The organism is Thermofilum sp., assembly GCA_038741495.1.
Classification (GTDB): Archaea; Thermoproteota; Thermoprotei; order Thermofilales; family Thermofilaceae; genus Thermofilum.
This window is the reverse complement of record JAVYKX010000001.1, coordinates 228,602-243,544: the sequence shown is the minus strand read 5'-3', so window position 1 is coordinate 243,544 and position 14,943 is coordinate 228,602. Positions and strand designations below refer to the sequence as shown.

Sequence of the window (14,943 nt, the reverse complement as noted above, 5' to 3'; positions counted from 1 at the left end):
TTAGAGCTCGAGAACCCAAGCTTCGTACTCAACTCCTCCCAGGTTTACGCGCACCAGCTCGGCACCTCTCTGGACGATATCCGCTAGGAACTGAAGGTACCTCTGCAGCCTCGAAGCTGCCTGCAGCCAATCCCCTCCGTCGCCCCTAAGGGAGGGGGGAGCCTTGAGCGCCGCAAGCAAGCGCGGCTCGACACCGTCCAGCTCGGTCGAGTTGAGAGCTAGAGAGTGGCCGCTGTGCAGGGGGGCTCTACCCTCCGCCTCGCTGCGAAGCCCCTTAATAGACACGTAAGCTTTCTTCCCTGCGTGAACCTCCAGGCTTCGAGTGAAGCGGACAGCCGCCCACGAAGATACTCTCCGGCCATCGGCGCTCACATCAGCCTCTCCCGCTACAGCTGCAAGCACCGGTGTGTCGGTTTCGAGGAAAAGGTCCCCGCCCCCCACCTCTATCGCGGGAGCCATGATCGGATTGAGGCAAAGCACGTTAGCTGCGGAGTGAAGGTACTTATCTGCTGAGAGCAGGGGATTAGGCACGATGAAGGCTTTGCTTGCTGAGCGTACTACGAGCGTCATACAGGTGCTGCAGGGTGCTGCACCTGTGTGGTATTTAAGCGTTGTCGAGGTTGTCTTCGACTCTAGTCGAGAAACCGTCTACACTACCCAGTCGTCTACGCTAGTTTTTCGGAAAACGATAACTCTGAAGAAGCCTGCCAGCAGGATTACCAGCCACAGCGTTTGGTAGACGAAGAGGTACAGCGGGTAGTAGAGCACTCTTGAGCGGAGGCCAAGGCTTCTGGAAGCTGCTGCGTGCCATAGCGCGAAGACTGCGAGAGCTACAAGTAGGGGTGTTGTCGTCACGAGGTACAGGAGCTGAACGTTAACAGTCAGGGCCGTGGCTACTGGGATCACCTGGGAGACGGCTGAAGCAAGCAAGAGGAGTGCGAGCAAGAGAGCCTTGTACACGCTGAAGTTGTAGAGAGCCAGTGTGAGTGCGAAAGTAGCTATAGAGGGAACGAGTAGGAGCAGGCTAGGGATGATGATGTGCGGCGCAGCCACCACCGCCGTAAGGATGGCGTGGAAGTTCCTTCTCAGCCAGTCGGCAACGCCGACAGCCCACCGCTTCCGCTGCTTGAGCCATTCCCCCCAGCTATCTGGAGGAAAGTTCAAAACGTGTGTTTCCTCGATATAAGTGAAGCTGCAGCCGCTTATAAAGCACTTTAAGCCGAGGTCGAAGTCCTCCGTGAGAGTAGCGGGGAAACCTCCCAGCTTCTCGAGAACCTCTCTCTTTATCGCGAAAGCTGCGCCGTTGATTGCTAAAGTCCTGCCAGCGTACTTCGCCATGAGCTTGCTCGCGAAGTTCACCGCCACGTACTCGATGTAGACGAGCTTAGCTAGAAGAGAGTCACCAACAATAACTTTCTTTATATCTGCTAGATCGTAGCGTTTCATCGAGTTGGCGATCTTCGAGATAAAGCCCTCATCCTCGATGAGAACATCATCGTCGAGGAGGATGAGGATATCCCCCTTAGACTCCTTAAGAGCTCTGTTGAGCGCTCTAACTTTCCCCATCCTCACCGGGCTTATCAAAAGCTTGCAGCCCTGCAGCTCAGCCAGCTGCTGAGCCACGCTAGCCAGGGGCTCGTCCAGCACGATTACGAGCTCTTTCGCCGGGTACGGGTCGGCTAGAACCCTTTTAGCCAGCTCTATCAGCCTGCTATCGCCGCGGTAAGCAGGGATAATGATCGAGACGCGAGGCACCTGGGCAGCGTGAGTAACTACAGCCAGGCTCTCAGCAGACACGCCACGAGAAAATACGGGCCCCTAAAAACTTTTAGCAGACACGTTGGTAGTGCTGGAGCGTGGAGCACCGCGTTTTAGAGCTCGCCGAGATCATAGTTGAGCTCGCAGCCAGGGATGCGGTAAATAACGTTGGCAGGGTTCTCATCGAGGACTTGATCGCCAAGGGTTACTCGCGCGAAGAAGTAACAGAGGCCCTAAAAGTCATTGAAAGAAGGTACAGGGTTTCCGTCGTGGGAGACTACATAAAGGTGTTCTTAAGTGAGCGTTGAGGTCGCTTGCGCGCAAACAATCTTAGGTAAGCTGTGCGCAGCCGTTCGCGAGCGTGAAGTGCTCCTTCTCCACACCGAAGATTTCCTCGCGCGCACACCCTTACCTGGCATAGCGGAGCCCGCAGCGGGAGGAGATTTAGCGGCTAGCCTTCTGGAGGAACTTCAGGAGTACCTGCGCGGTGAAAGACGCGTATTCTCTTACCGGCCCAGGCTACCCGAGGAAGGGGTTTCTTCGAGAGTTTTCAGAGAAGTTCTTAGGATACCTTACGGCGAAACATCCACGTACGGGCAGCTAGCGAGGAGAACTGGTCTAGTTCCGCGAGCAGTGGGGCGGATTCTCGGGAGAAACCCCGTCCTGGTGCTGATACCCTGCCACAGAGTTGTTGGTTCGCGTAGCCTGGGCGGCTACGCTCTCGGCGCTGAGAGAAAAAGACTCCTCCTTATGATAGAAGGCGCTCTTACAAAATTTAATAGAACCCTGTGAAAGCAGCTGTAAGAGTGGGGTATCCTTGGTGAGGGTTTTAAGTTTCTGGGGGAAGGGGGGTGTTGGAAAGACCACGGTTTCAAGCGCGGTGGCTGTTAGGCTCGCAGAGAAAGGGTATAGAGTCCTTTTGCTCTCCACGGATTTCGTCCCCTCCCTCCCCGACGTGCTAGCTGTAGACGTGCCTTCAGCCCCCGTGAAAGTCGCCGAGAACCTTTACGCTGAGCAGCTGACTGAGGATAGCATAATAGAGCTGTGGAAGCAGAGGTTCGGTGACGAGGTTTACCGTGTAGCGTCCAGCATCTTTCCCGTGGGAAGGGAGGTAATCGACTACGTTGCGGGTGCGCCAGGTATCGTGGAAGAGTTTACGCTCTACTACGTTTACGAGAAAGCTAGAGCAGGTGGCTACGACGCTCTCGTGTGGGATACGATGGCGACAGGGGGAGGACTGCGTATGGTGAAGATCGAGAAAGAGTTCTACGATCACCTAAGCGAGGCGGCGAAGATGTACTTGAAGGTGAAGGGCGTTATCGAGAGGATTCGAAGCGGGGCCGCGGAACCGCTGGAGCTGATCGAATCATGGAGGAAGCTTGCCCACGACGTGCTGGAGTTTCTGAAGTCCGAGAGCCATATAGCGTTCCTCGTGACTAGACCTATGCCCGTGGACTACGCGGTAGCGGTGAAAGTTATTCGAGAGCTTTCGGTAGCCGGTATCGAGCTCAAAGGGGTATTCCTGAACATGTTTGACGAGAGAAGGGAGGAGAGCCGCGAGATAGAGAGGAAGCTGAGAGGATCAATACCGGTCTCCTCGCCTCTCTTCAGAATCCCCCTGTTTGAGAGCTCACCACGCGGTGTTGAGGAGTTGAGGGGGCTTCTCAAAGAGGAGGTGGTTTGCGAAGTTGTAAAAGCCTCGAAGCTCGGTGACTGTTAATGCGTAGATCAACCGTCTTGGCGATGACCTTCGTTTCTGCAGCTTTAGCGCTGGCGTCGGGAGCCTCCGCTGCGCGCATAGAGGGAGAGGTGGATGTCTCAACGGCTCTGCAGATTCTTGGAGTGGCTCTTCTCGCGATGTTTTCCATAGGTGTTACTCTCAACAGCAGCTACATAGCGAGCGTTTTACGCGAGCTCTTCAGAAGGCGGCCCTACTCTCGAGAAGCTGAGGATTGGGGGCGCGTGAGGAGCGCTCTGCTAACTCAGGTGCTCTTCCTGATCCTCATAGCCCTGGCGCTTCTGCTCAGAAGAGAAGCTGAGACAGCTGGCGTGGAAGAAGTGGGAGGTCTTCCCGGAGCAGTGCAGCAGAACATGACAGAGCAGCTGTCCAACGCCACCTCCGCTATGCTAGTGTCTTCAGCAGCGGGCGCCGGGACTATCGAGCAACCTCTCACAGCGTTGGCTGCAGTTCTGGCCGTGATCCCTATCGTTGCGATTGCGGTCGCCATGCTGAGGTACAAAGAGGAGGTTTACAGCCGCGCAGAGAGTCCGGCAGAGGTTAAAGAGGTGGCAGCCGTAGCGCTAGAGCGCTTAAGGGCGGGCGAGGACCTTAGGGCGGTGATATGCTCTCTATACGAAGATTTTTGCAGAATCCTCGAGAAGAGGGGCTTTACCGTGACGCGTTACATGACCGCGAGGGAGATAATGGCGGGCGCCAACACCGCTTTCCCGTGGCTACCTAAGGAAGCTCTAACCACCCTTACCAACTTGTTCGAGAAAGCCAGGTACAGCGACCACGCAGTAACCTCGGAGGATAAGCTCGCCGCGGAGGAAGCCTTATCTGAAATCTCCGGGGCGCTCTCTCGCGAGCAAGTGGTGTAAATATGCTGCGCCCTCGGATCATCGCTGCCACGCTCTGCGCTTTAACGGTAGCGATGTCCCTGCTCTCCCTGCAGGTGCCTCAGCTAATCTCCGCGGCCTGGATCACTTTAGCACTGCTTGCCGCTCTCTTGCTTGCGGAAAGCGCGCGTCCACTTGGAGCGAGAGCGGTGGGTTTGAGCGTGGAAGAAGGGGATGAGAGCGCTCTCGACGAGCTGGTGAAGGCGGTGAAGGAAGCTAAGGACGATGTAGAGCTGGAAAAAATGATATTTGAATAGCGCATAAGCCCGGCGGTGAAACGTGAGAGACTACGGTAAAACTTTCGAGAAGCTTTTCGAGGAAGTCGGTCAGGTCATCGTCGGGAAGCAGCGAGTTATTGAGAGACTTTGCGTTGCACTGCTAGCCAGAGGTCACGTGTTGATAGAGGATTATCCCGGCATGGCGAAAACCCTGCTAGCGCTGACCTTCTCCAGAGCCACCGACCTCGCCTTTAAGAGAATACAGTTCACGCCAGACCTCCTTCCCGCTGACATCACGGGGAGTTTCATCTACGATCCCACGGCGAGGGAATTCAAGTTTCGGAGAGGACCGGTATTCGCGAACGTTGTGCTTGCCGACGAGATCAACCGCGCGCCGCCGAAGACGCAGGCCGCCCTGCTCGAGGTCATGATGGAGAGGCAGGTTACCGTCGATGGCCAGACCTTCAAGGTGGATGAGCCTTTCATGGTTATAGCGACGCTGAACCCGATCGAGTACGAGGGAACCTACCCTCTCCCAGAAGCTCAGCTTGACAGGTTCATGCTGAAGGTGAGCATAGGGTACCCTAGCTTCGAGGAGGAAGTCGAGATACTTAAGAGGCGAATACTGAGGAGGCAGGATTCACCGCAGGTGAAGAGCGTTCTCTCCAGGGAAGAGGTCCTGGAGCTGCAGCGGCAAGTAGAGGAAGTCTACGTCGACAGCTCGATTCTCGAGTACATTGTTTCAATAGCCAGGAAAACCAGAGAGCTGAGGGAGGTTGCGGTGGGCGCCAGCCCGAGGGGTTCCGAGACGCTGATGAAAGCTGCTCGAGCGCTCGCGCTGATCAGGGGACGCGACTACGTGCTACCTGACGATGTGAAAGAGCTCGCTGTTGAGGTTCTCGCCCACAGGCTGGTTCTCCGGGCTGAAGGACTTGCTTGGGGGCTCAGCGCTGAAGACCTAGTGCGAGAGGTTGTAAGCAAGGTGGAAGTTCCGAGAGAGTACAGATCGAGTGAGAGGGCGTAATGCGCGCGAGGGTTTCTTTCCCGCTAGCTTCGGGAGTTCTACTGCTCTCTGCGTTAACCCAGAAGTGGTACTTGTCGCTGTTCGCTGCCCCCCTGCTTCTGCCCCTCTTAGCGGGGCTTGCTTCACGTGAGGGAATCGCTGATGCACTGAGAGTGAAGAGGGTTTTACCTTCTCGAAGAGTCAACCTGGGCCATGAGCTTCCGGTAACTCTAGTAGTCGAGAATGTTTCTTCTCGCACTGTGCTCGCGGAAGTAGAGGACAGAGTGCCTCAGAGCTTGCCCGTCTCCGCTGGATCGCCAAGGCAGTTGGTCGTGCTCAGGCCCGGTGAAGTGAAACAGCTCTCCTACCGGGTCTACGCCGCGAGGAGAGGTAGGTTTGACTTTGGACCCCTAACCGTGAGAGCATGGGACGAGTTCCTGACGCTCCCAGCCAGCAGGGATGTACCCGAAGCTGAAAGCGTGGTAGTTCTCCCCCCGGTTCAGCGGCTCCTCTGGCTACCCCTGAGGCAGTCCGTAACACTGCCGGGCTTCGGGGACTTCCCCTCAAAGAGGGGCGGTGAAGGGTTTGAGTTCATAGAGCTCAGCGAGGCTAGGAGTAGTAGCCTCAGGCGTGTTAACTGGAAAGCCACCGCGAAGTTCGAGAAGCTGATGGTGAACCTTTATGCTGAAGAGCGCTCTGCGAGTGTTCTCGTAGTTTTAGAGGTGCCGGGGAGACGGCTGCTGGGAGCGTTGACAGAAAACCTACTCGAGGATCTCGTAGCTGCCGCAGCCTCGATCACAGCCTACCTCCACAAGAGGGGTCACAGGGTCTCGCTGCTCGTCGTGGGCTGGTACCGGGACTGGGTGCAGCCGGGCTTCGGTAAAGGCCACTTCCTCAGGTTACTATCATCTCTAGCGAGCGTGCACGTTCTCCCCCACAGGCAGGTCGCCGACCCCAGAGATATTGTCGCTAAGGTTGTTCCCTTCCTCTCTCCCACCGGCTCTCTGGTGATCCTCGTCTCACCCTTCGTGGAACGTCAGGGAACCGCAGTGGCCGGGGAGCTGGAAAGGCTAGGCTTCCGTACTATCTACGTAGCCGTTAATCCGTTCTCGAGCCTGAGAGACGAAGAGGTTGCTGAAAGGCTAACAGAGGTGTGGATGAAGGGTGTCTTGAGGAGGCTCGCTGGGCGGAGCATCTGGCTTTGGACGGGAGCCCGAGGACGTAGAGGAATAGCGGTGGTGAGGCAGATTGCTTAGTGGTGCACACTACGCAAGCCTGGCAGCGGGCTCTGCCGGCGGGGAGACTGCGCTCTACGCGCTTCTAATCGTCACGGTGCTTGGACTGGTCGGCTCCCTCGCTTCCCTTCGATTGAGAAACGTGGCACTGGGAGATGCTATCGTCGCAGTAAGCTTCACGCTTTTAGTGACGGTAGCTGCCTTAAGCGAGAGTGCCTTCCTGGCTGCCTACGTTTGCTCAGTTGCTCTACTCGCCCTTCGCGACGCGCTATGGTTGTACTCGAGCGGAAAAGCGTCGGGCCCCCTGCTGCACAGGGTAACTCTAGTGTACGCGGCTGCGCTGATGATCGCAGCGCCCTCTCTGCTAGTAAGGGAGATGCTTCCGAGAGCCCTCTCCCCCATCGTTGCCCTAGTAGCGGTAGCAGCCCTGCTTACTTACCTCTTCACCGTCGCAGAGGCGCTCAGGAGGGATTCCTACTCCTCCTCCATTCCTCGATGAGTGCGATTACTTTGGGGATCACCTGAGGGGCTTGCTCGTTCGCGACTACCGTTACGAGGCGCCGCCGCTTTTCGTAAAACTCGATTATGGGGGTGAACTGTTCTCGGTAGACTCTCAACCGCTCCGTTATAACTTCGGGTTTGTCATCGTGCCTGACGATCAGAGGTGCTCCGCACTTGTCGCAGAGGCCTGGGAAGCGTGGCGGCATGTACTTGACGTGGAATATGGCGCCGCACCGCGGGCAGACTCTCCTTCCACTTAGCCGCTCAACGATCACGTTATCGTCCGCTGTGAAGTTAATCGCCAAGTCGGGAGGGGCAAAGGCCTCAAGCGCTTCCGCCTGCTGCACAGTTCTGGGAAAGCCGTCCAGTATGAAACCCTCCCTGCAGTCCTCCCGCGATAGACGCGCCTTAACGACTTCTATGACGATATCGTCGGGCACCAGGAGGCCGCGCTCAAGGTAGACCTTAACCGCTCTACCGAGCTCGCTGCCCCGCTTCACCTCCTCTCTGAAGATATCCCCGGTAGAGATGTGCGGTATCCTGTACTGGTGCGAAATCGCCTGCGCGTACGTGCCTTTGCCGACGCCAGGAGGACCTATGAGTACGAGCCGCATCGCGCATCAGCTCTCCTAACGCCTAAAAAGGTTCGTTTTGAGCAAAGAATATTTACTCGGAAAGCGTGGCAGGGGTGCATGCCTTGGCAGCACGAAGACATAGTTTTGAAAGCAGTGGACTACGCTCTGAGTCTTGGAGCTAAGTACGCCGAAGCTAGGTACCACCGGACCTCCAGGAGCAGTCTCGCTTCCAGGAACGGTGAGGTCATAGGTGCTGAGAAGAGCTTCAGTGAAGGAATCGGAGTCAGAGTCCTAGCCGACGGGGCTATGGGCTTCTCCTCCACAAACGTGCTCGAGTGGGATTCCGTGAAGAAGGCAGTCGAGGAAGCGTTTAGCAAGGCTAGGAGCCACGGCAGGCTTATGCGCAGCCCGATAGAGCTCAGCGAGGAGAAAGTAGGTCGCGCCTCGTACGAGGTTATCGAGAAGAAGAGGCCTGAGGACGTCGGCATCGAGGAGAAGGTCAGTTACTGCTCCGACCTCTGGAAACACGCTAGCGCGGCGATTAAAACGGCGCGTGTAGCAACACTCACTACTTCGATCGGGGAGAGCGTTGAGGAGAAGGTTATCGCAAACAGCGATGGGGCTTTCATACGGAGCCGCGTTCCCCGCGTCTCCGTTTGGTACAACGTGGTGGTCACTCTACCCTCGAAAGGGACTGTTCAGAGGTTCTTCTCCCACGCTGCTTCCGGAGGTTACGAGTGGTTTGAAAAGTGGAACGTTCTCGGCTACCTTCCCGAGGATGTGAAAACCTTCGAAAAAATAATCCTAGAAGCTAAAGCACCACCCACAGATAGACCGGTGGACGTCGTCGTGGGGAGTGAGATCGTGGGTTTGATGGTTCACGAGAGCTGCGGTCACCCGAGTGAGGCTGACAGAATTCTGGGAAGAGAAGCCGCTCAAGCAGGTAAAAGCTTCATCAAGCCTAGCATGCTCGGGCAGAGGATCGGGAATGAGAACGCCACTGTGATAGACGACCCCACTATTCCAGGCAGTAACGGCTTCTACCTTTACGACGACGAGGGGGTACCGGCGCGCCCCCGCTACCTCTACAAGGAGGGGTTGATAAACGAGTTTCTGCACAACAGGTGGACGGCGCGCGTCTTCAAGACTCGCAGCAACGCTGCTGCGCGCGCGATGGACTACGCGAGCGAGCCGATAATACGGATGGCGAACACGTACTTTAAGCCTGGAGACCACACGCTCGAGGAGCTCATCGAGGGGGTAAGGTACGGCGTTTATATAAAGAGCTACATGGAGTGGAACATCGATGACGAGCGGTGGAGCCAGAGGTACGGTGGCCTAGAGGCGTACCTAATTGAGAACGGGGAGCTGAAGGGGCTGGTGAAGAACCCCGTTCTCGAGATAACTACGAAGACGTTCTACAGCAGCGTGGACGCCGCCGATAGGAACCTCGCGTTCTACGCAGGTACGTGCGGCAAGGGTGAGCCGATGCAGGGTGTCCCCGTGTGGTTCGGCGGACCTAACGTTAGATTGAGAAACATCCAGCTGAGGGTGATCGCGTAATGACCCAGCTCATCGAGGCGGCAATCAAGCTGAGGGATAGCGCTCTGAGAGCCGGCTTCGAAGAAGCGGCTGTTCTCGCAGAGTCCGTAGAGAGCATCATGGTGAAGTTCGCCAACAGCGAGCCTAGCGTGATTCAGAGGTGGTCCACGCGGACAGCGCACGTCTACCTGGCTAAGCAGCAGCGCATACTCGGAACAAGCGTGCCCTTATCCTCACCCGATGAGGCGGCGCGCATCATAGCGGAGCTCCACGCACTTCACACGAAAGTTCCTCCCTCCATGCTCTACGCACCGCTGCCGGAGCCTCCTAAGCCTCAGCCCCTGGAGGGGCTTGTGGACAAAAAGCTCCTCGAGGTCCTGCACGACCCCTCCGGCGTAAGCGAGGCTATAGTCGAGACTGCGAGGAGGCATCCGATCGACCACTTTGCGGGAATGTTTCAGGTGGCGCTCGAGAGGAAAGCTCTGGCCACTAGCAAGGGGGTTGAGCTTGAGGAAGAGGGTACGAGCCTGAAGATGTACATTAGGGCGTTCGCCGGCGAGGGCTCTGGGCAGTGGGCGTTAGGAAGCAGGAGGTACGACATCAAGAGGATCGAAGAGGTTGCAGCTACCGCGGCAGACCTGGCGGTGAAGAGCAGAAGCCAGGAGGAAGTGCCACCCGGCAAGTACGATATCATTCTCTCACCCATGGTTGTTGGAAACCTCTTCAACATTGTGGCCGAGATGGCGAGCGCGTCGTCAATACTCATGGGAGCTTCAATGTTCATCAACAAGGATGTTGGAGACAAAGTTGCCTCTGACGCGTTAACGATCATTGACGCGCCAAGAAATGCTGAGCTACCGGGCTCCACGGCCTTCGACGATGAAGGTGTACCTACGTACACGAAGCCCATAATCGAGAAAGGAGTCCTAAGGAACATACTCCACAACTCGAAAACAGCTTCCAAGTTCGGTGCAAGCAGCACAGGAAACGCCGGCTTAATCCTACCGCGGGTTTGGACGATTGAAGTAACACCCGGAGAGCACTCTCTCGAAGAAATGCTGCGTGAGGTGAAAAACGGCCTTATAGTTACGAACAACTGGTACACCCGGCTCCAGAACTACGTGGAGGGAATCTTCTCGACGATAACTAGAGACGCCACACTCATCGTGAGGAACGGCGAGGTGGTCGGCGCAGCAAGGAAGATGAGGATAGCGGACGCCCTGCCTCGCATGATCACCAACATCGCCGCCATCGGTAAAGAAGTCTACGATATACACTGGTGGGAGGTCGACATCCCCACAAGAACCCCCTACATCCTCTTCAGGGAAGTAAACACCTCGAAGCACACGGCTTAGGGAACCGCTAATCTGCTTTCTTCTTTACACGTGCTGCATGAGTCGCTACGCTGCGCTCTTCACTCCAGCTCTCCTCCTCCAAAGGAAAAGCGGGCACCCTGAGGAGCCCTTACAGAAGGGCCGCTCGGAGCCGAATAATCTGATGAGAGAGAAGCTTCCGGAGTGTGGGTGGGGCTAGCCCGCGAGCGGGCTCTGAAGAGGAGTACTGCTAGCACCGCAACCAGTCCGAGAGCAGCAGCAAGCACGATTAAACGCCACCACTCCTCGGGGCTCGGAAACTCTGCCCTCAGCTCGTCAGCTGCGGTGCTGAGAAGCTTTCTGTCGATCGCGCTCGTCCCAGATATCAGCACCACAGTGTGGTTGCCAGGAGGCACATCCGAGAAAGTAACTTCCACTCTATCCTTCGGGTTCAGGAAAACTCTTCTAGCCTGGTCAACCTGCTCGCCTTTGAGCCAGACGATCACGTAACCGCTCGAAACCCCCCTGTTAACCACTACTACGGTGGCTTTGCTGCCCTCTAAGCGCGCGCTCATTATGAAAGCTTCAACTTCAGGCGGTATTCCCGCGTACTTGAAGCCAGGCAGCTTTACTGTAAATATGTAGAAGTCGGGAGCTTCAAGCTCGTTAGTGTTCATCCAGAGCAGAGCTCCCTCGCCCCTCTCGACGGGCCCTCGAGCGTACTCTGGAGCCCATTCAACCTCCAGCAGAGCCGCCCCCTCTCTGAAGCTGAAAGCTATAACGTCTATCCAGCTGCGAGGATCCATGCTCGTGAAGCTATCCCGGATACTAACGCGGTAGACTCCACCGCCGAGGTCCTCAACGAAGGTGCTCCTGTTAAGGTACACGTAAACCGTCAGCGTGTAAGCTCCCAAGAACCTCGACATGCTCCCTGTACCCGTGATATCGCAGTAAACGCTCTCTCCATACCGCTTATCGAGCACAGGTCCCACGCGGTAGAGGATAGTTTCAGGGCGATCCGAGAACATTAGAAGCACGTAGCGCAGCAGATCGGCTGTCGAGTTCCTTAAATCGCTCTCCACCTCCCTGTCTTCCAGCAAGCTCTTCCCCTCCGGTGTGAAGGGGTGGATGAGCTCCTCCACGAGAACGGTCCCGTTGCCGTAGAACGTGAGCCTGAAGTTGAGCGCAAGCCAGTAGCTCGGTTGAGCTGCCGCTTCTCTAGAAACCGCCGCGAGCGCGAAGAGGAGCACCGCTAGAAGAGCGAGCGAGCGCCCCCTGGTCATACCCGCCTACCCTCGAAAATGTACTCGACGTACTCGAGAGTTAGGTAGCTCGGTATGCAGCTGCTCGTGAGCGCAGAGCCGTAGTACTTCGTCTCCTCGAAGCCGAAGACTATGTGCCGAGCACTGAACAGACCGACGTTAGGCTGCATGCCGTCCAGCATGTCCACATCTACCCAGCCGAAGGGCGGGATGTAGACCTGAGGCCACATGTGACCACCCCAGTGCCTCAGGATAGCCTCCCCCTCCTCCTGAACCGTAGACATGTTGAGCCACATTACCTGCGAGTAGCTGCTGAGCAGGAAACCGTAAGCCGTCCTAGCGGGTAGTCCAAGCGAGCGGGCCATCGTCACGTAGACGTCAGCTACCTCGACGCAATCTCCCTGCACGAAGTAGCCTCCATAGCCGTAGCGGACCGCGTGGTCGCTACCAGCTCTGCCGAGGTTTATCTGGTACCTGATCCTGGAGACGAGCCAGGTAGCCAGCTTCGTGGCAACATTCAGCGGAGTATCGGCGAAGCCGACTCTATACGCCAGATTAACTAGGGTCGTGTTGTAGACGTTCCAGTAGAGCGTCCTTCCAGTGTACCTAGCGACGACCTCGAAGGGTGGCCAAGCGCCGGGCGGCGTAGCACCCCAGCTGATGCGGTAGCCGGTCACGCGGACTTGAAAGCGAACATTCACGCGAACTTTCTCAGAGGGGGTTGCCATCACCCTAACTATAGCGAACACGTTTCCATCCTCGTCGCGCACGTACTTAAGAGGCTCCGGCTCGATGAGCACGACACGGCTCTCTTGAGTAGTGGTGTTCTGCGGCAAAGCAACGTATACGAAATCGTTTATGGTGACGTTGTGCCTGTTGACTAGCACAAAGTAGCCTCTAATGTCGTACTCGACGACTTCCTCAACCTTTAGAGCAGGATCCCTGGATCCTGGCGCAAGAATGGGTGGGAGAAGCAGCAGTACTACAAGACATGTGAGAACCACCCCTACCCTCAGAGAAGCGATCGAAACCACCAGCATTTTCATCTCCACACGGCGATTTAAGGGTGCCTGTCAGCCGCGCAGTGCTCAATCCGCAAACCGCCATGCGTTGCCCGCGCCCCACCGCCTCTCGAGCATTTCTAGAACCTCCCGCAGCGCGAGCTAGGACTGCCCTGGGTAAGGCCGAGCAGCGGCAGGGCTCGGCCAGAAAGGCCGGGAGAGCTACTCACACGTGTATGATGGTGCCGGCGAGCCCTTCGACGGTCTCTAGCGCTTTCTCCAGGCTGCCTATAATGCAGGGACGACTTGTGAACTTGGAGAAGCTGATGCACGCTTCCACCTTGGGGCCCATGCTGCCCGGCGGAAAGTACCCGCTCTTCAGCAGCTCCTCAGCTTCGGAGACGGATAGCCGTCTAACCAGCCTAGCGTTCGGCTTCCCGAAATCCAGGTAGACCCCCTCTACGTCAGTCAAGATGACTAGCTTGTCGGCCCCGATTTCCCTTGCGAGAAGGGAGGACGCCAGGTCCTTGTCTATAACGGCGTCAGTACCCACCATCCTCCCGTCCTTCTCCAGCACTGGTATCCCTCCTCCCCCGGCGGCAACCACTATGTCGGCTTTACCCACAAGCTCTCTGATCGTATCGATCTCGACTACGCGAACGGGTCTCGGCGAAGGCACGACCCGCCGGTAGCCGCGACCCGGAACGTAGGTGATTGCCCAACCTCTCTCAGCCAGGCTTCTCGCCTCGTTCTCAGAGTAGTAGGGGCCTATCGGCTTCGTGGGGTTGCTGAAGGCCGGGTCGTGCTCATCGACCAGAATACGGGTAGGCACTACGGTGACGCGGGCTCTGGGGTCGACGGAGCTTACTGCTAGCTGGATCATGTAGCCGATCAGGCTCTGAGTCATAGCGACGCAGGCATGGAGGGGCATTGCGGGAACCTCGCGCACGAGCTCCTGCTGAAGGTAAAGGTTCCCGACTTGAGGACCGTTACCGTGAGTCAGCACGAGCCTGTACCTGCGCGAAACCTCGACTATCGCTGGCGCGGCTCTAAGCAGGTTCGATAACTGCTCTTCGAAGGTGCCCTTCTCCCCGCTCCTGATCAGTGCATTTCCTCCAAGCGCTACGACGATGAGGGGCTTCTCCACAATCCCAGTTTATTAATGATACCTATGATTTTTATCACGAATAGTGTTGATTAAGGAAGCTTTAAGCCGCAGGTGTCCTTGAAAGCGTTTCGAGAAGCATGTAAAAATAGTGAAATACAGCTGCCTTGGAGCTGCAGCGTTGATGTAACCACAGCCTACGCAAGACTACGGGAGTTCAGCTTCACGACGATGCCGTCGACAGCGGCTTTCGCCTCTTCGAAAAGGGTGAGCAGGTGCCTTGCATCCTCCGTGAGCTCAGCCCCCCCTCCCTCTCTCCCTCCCCTGACACCCACTACAAGCTTGCAGCCGAGACCCCTCTCGAGACGCCTGATGTAGTTCCATGCGAAAGTGTAGGAGACTCCCAACTTTTCGGCAGCAGCCCTGATAGACTTAGCCTCATCTATGGCTCTGAGGAGAGCTATACCGCCCTCTCCGATCGATACACCTCCTTCGCTCTCCAGCCAGATCTTGTACCTCACCTTAAGCAAGCTATCAGCCACCCGCAATGGGGGGAAATATCGAGACTACAGTACCTTCCTCTAGCCCCTCGGTCTTAGCGAACTGAACGTGCCTACCGTTCACCAGGATGATTCTATCCCTGCGCACCTCGCTATCCGAGAAGACCTCTCCGTAGAACTCAGGCCCCAGAATTTCTGAGGCTCTTCTCACAGCATCGGCGAGGGTGCCGTCGCAATCTACGAGAACCTCTTTCCTCCCGTACTTCTCGCGGAGGGTAGCGAAGAGCAGAAACTTTACTTTAACCACAACC

Annotated in this window: 18 protein-coding genes; 10 read left to right on the top strand and 8 right to left on the bottom strand. The window is 56.7% G+C overall.

Annotation, left to right across the window (positions count from 1 at the left end):
* Together QXU72_01440 and QXU72_01435 are read right to left on the bottom strand one after the other, a co-directional pair.
* Positions 1-570, bottom strand: a complete 570-nt coding sequence (locus tag QXU72_01440; protein MEM0493911.1) for a hypothetical protein — start codon at positions 568-570, stop codon at positions 1-3.
* A 78-nt stretch (positions 571-648) separates the two neighbouring features.
* Positions 649-1,797, bottom strand: a complete 1,149-nt coding sequence (locus QXU72_01435) for a glycosyltransferase family 2 protein (GenBank protein MEM0493910.1) — start codon at positions 1,795-1,797, stop codon at positions 649-651.
* A gap of 59 nt (positions 1,798-1,856) precedes the next feature.
* On the opposite strand from QXU72_01435, the gene QXU72_01430 reads away from it, so the two are divergent.
* The 8 genes from QXU72_01430 to QXU72_01395 are packed head-to-tail and all read left to right on the top strand — an operon-like array spanning position 1,857 to position 7,332.
* The gene (locus tag QXU72_01430; GenBank protein ID MEM0493909.1) at positions 1,857-2,066 is read left to right on the top strand and encodes a hypothetical protein; all 210 of its coding nucleotides are present in this window, start codon (positions 1,857-1,859) and stop codon (positions 2,064-2,066) included.
* Positions 2,056-2,550 (top strand): methylated-DNA--[protein]-cysteine S-methyltransferase, encoded by a 495-nt coding sequence (locus QXU72_01425; GenBank protein ID MEM0493908.1) that lies wholly within the window; start codon positions 2,056-2,058, stop codon positions 2,548-2,550. Before QXU72_01430 ends, QXU72_01425 begins: the two co-directional genes overlap by 11 nt.
* Positions 2,551-2,578: 28 nt before the next feature.
* Complete coding sequence (locus QXU72_01420; protein MEM0493907.1) at positions 2,579-3,478, top strand: ArsA-related P-loop ATPase; 900 nt, start codon at positions 2,579-2,581, stop codon at positions 3,476-3,478.
* On the top strand, positions 3,478-4,359 hold the full coding sequence (locus QXU72_01415; GenBank protein ID MEM0493906.1) for a DUF4129 domain-containing protein: 882 nt from the start codon (positions 3,478-3,480) through the stop codon (positions 4,357-4,359). Before QXU72_01420 ends, QXU72_01415 begins: the two co-directional genes overlap by 1 nt.
* Before the next feature lie 2 nt (positions 4,360-4,361).
* On the top strand, positions 4,362-4,634 hold the full coding sequence (locus QXU72_01410) for a hypothetical protein (protein MEM0493905.1): 273 nt from the start codon (positions 4,362-4,364) through the stop codon (positions 4,632-4,634).
* 22 nt (positions 4,635-4,656) lie between these two features.
* On the top strand, positions 4,657-5,619 hold the full coding sequence (locus QXU72_01405) for a MoxR family ATPase (GenBank protein ID MEM0493904.1): 963 nt from the start codon (positions 4,657-4,659) through the stop codon (positions 5,617-5,619).
* Positions 5,619-6,854 carry a DUF58 domain-containing protein gene (locus QXU72_01400; protein MEM0493903.1) on the top strand — a complete coding sequence of 412 codons (1,236 nt, stop codon included), beginning with the start codon at positions 5,619-5,621 and terminating at the stop codon, positions 6,852-6,854. The genes QXU72_01405 and QXU72_01400 overlap by 1 nt, the downstream gene beginning before the upstream one ends.
* Positions 6,847-7,332, top strand: a complete 486-nt coding sequence (locus tag QXU72_01395; protein MEM0493902.1) for a hypothetical protein — start codon at positions 6,847-6,849, stop codon at positions 7,330-7,332. The genes QXU72_01400 and QXU72_01395 overlap by 8 nt, the downstream gene beginning before the upstream one ends.
* Here QXU72_01395 and QXU72_01390 read toward each other — a convergent pair.
* Positions 7,295-7,948, bottom strand: a complete 654-nt coding sequence (locus QXU72_01390) for an adenylate kinase (protein ID MEM0493901.1) — start codon at positions 7,946-7,948, stop codon at positions 7,295-7,297. The two genes, QXU72_01395 and QXU72_01390, sit on opposite strands and share 38 nt — an antisense overlap.
* 78 nt (positions 7,949-8,026) lie before the next feature.
* Here QXU72_01390 and QXU72_01385 point away from each other — a divergent pair, with 78 nt between their 5' ends.
* Both QXU72_01385 and QXU72_01380 read left to right on the top strand, forming a co-directional pair.
* The gene (locus QXU72_01385; GenBank protein MEM0493900.1) at positions 8,027-9,472 is read left to right on the top strand and encodes a TldD/PmbA family protein; all 1,446 of its coding nucleotides are present in this window, start codon (positions 8,027-8,029) and stop codon (positions 9,470-9,472) included.
* Positions 9,472-10,806: a TldD/PmbA family protein gene (locus QXU72_01380; GenBank protein MEM0493899.1), complete on the top strand. Its 1,335-nt coding sequence runs from the start codon at positions 9,472-9,474 to the stop codon at positions 10,804-10,806. The genes QXU72_01385 and QXU72_01380 overlap by 1 nt, the downstream gene beginning before the upstream one ends.
* A 59-nt stretch (positions 10,807-10,865) precedes the next feature.
* Here QXU72_01380 and QXU72_01375 read toward each other — a convergent pair whose 3' ends face one another.
* From QXU72_01375 to QXU72_01355, 5 genes are all read right to left on the bottom strand, one after another.
* Entirely contained in the window at positions 10,866-12,047 is a 1,182-nt protein-coding gene (locus QXU72_01375) for a hypothetical protein (protein MEM0493898.1), read from the bottom strand.
* Positions 12,044-13,060: a transglutaminase-like domain-containing protein gene (locus QXU72_01370; protein MEM0493897.1), complete on the bottom strand. Its 1,017-nt coding sequence runs from the start codon at positions 13,058-13,060 to the stop codon at positions 12,044-12,046. The genes QXU72_01375 and QXU72_01370 overlap by 4 nt, the downstream gene beginning before the upstream one ends.
* Positions 13,061-13,253: 193 nt before the next feature.
* Positions 13,254-14,174, bottom strand: coding sequence for a carbamate kinase (arcC, locus tag QXU72_01365; protein MEM0493896.1), 921 nt, complete (start codon positions 14,172-14,174; stop codon positions 13,254-13,256).
* A gap of 155 nt (positions 14,175-14,329) precedes the next feature.
* Positions 14,330-14,674 (bottom strand): LysR family transcriptional regulator, encoded by a 345-nt coding sequence (locus tag QXU72_01360; protein ID MEM0493895.1) that lies wholly within the window; start codon positions 14,672-14,674, stop codon positions 14,330-14,332.
* Positions 14,667-14,939 carry a MoaD/ThiS family protein gene (locus QXU72_01355; protein ID MEM0493894.1) on the bottom strand — a complete coding sequence of 91 codons (273 nt, stop codon included), beginning with the start codon at positions 14,937-14,939 and terminating at the stop codon, positions 14,667-14,669. Before QXU72_01355 ends, QXU72_01360 begins: the two co-directional genes overlap by 8 nt.
* Positions 14,940-14,943: the final 4 nt, after the last annotated feature.

Coding starts and splice junctions, on each gene's coding strand:
- QXU72_01440 (MEM0493911.1), bottom strand. CDS start 570: ATGACGCTCGTAGTACGCTCAGCAAGCAAAGCCTTCATCGTGCCTAAT.
- QXU72_01415 (MEM0493906.1), top strand. CDS start 3,478: ATGCGTAGATCAACCGTCTTGGCGATGACCTTCGTTTCTGCAGCTTTA.
- QXU72_01410 (MEM0493905.1), top strand. CDS start 4,362: ATGCTGCGCCCTCGGATCATCGCTGCCACGCTCTGCGCTTTAACGGTA.
- QXU72_01400 (MEM0493903.1), top strand. CDS start 5,619: ATGCGCGCGAGGGTTTCTTTCCCGCTAGCTTCGGGAGTTCTACTGCTC.
- QXU72_01390 (MEM0493901.1), bottom strand. CDS start 7,948: ATGCGGCTCGTACTCATAGGTCCTCCTGGCGTCGGCAAAGGCACGTAC.
- QXU72_01385 (MEM0493900.1), top strand. CDS start 8,027: ATGCCTTGGCAGCACGAAGACATAGTTTTGAAAGCAGTGGACTACGCT.
- QXU72_01380 (MEM0493899.1), top strand. CDS start 9,472: ATGACCCAGCTCATCGAGGCGGCAATCAAGCTGAGGGATAGCGCTCTG.
- QXU72_01375 (MEM0493898.1), bottom strand. CDS start 12,047: ATGACCAGGGGGCGCTCGCTCGCTCTTCTAGCGGTGCTCCTCTTCGCG.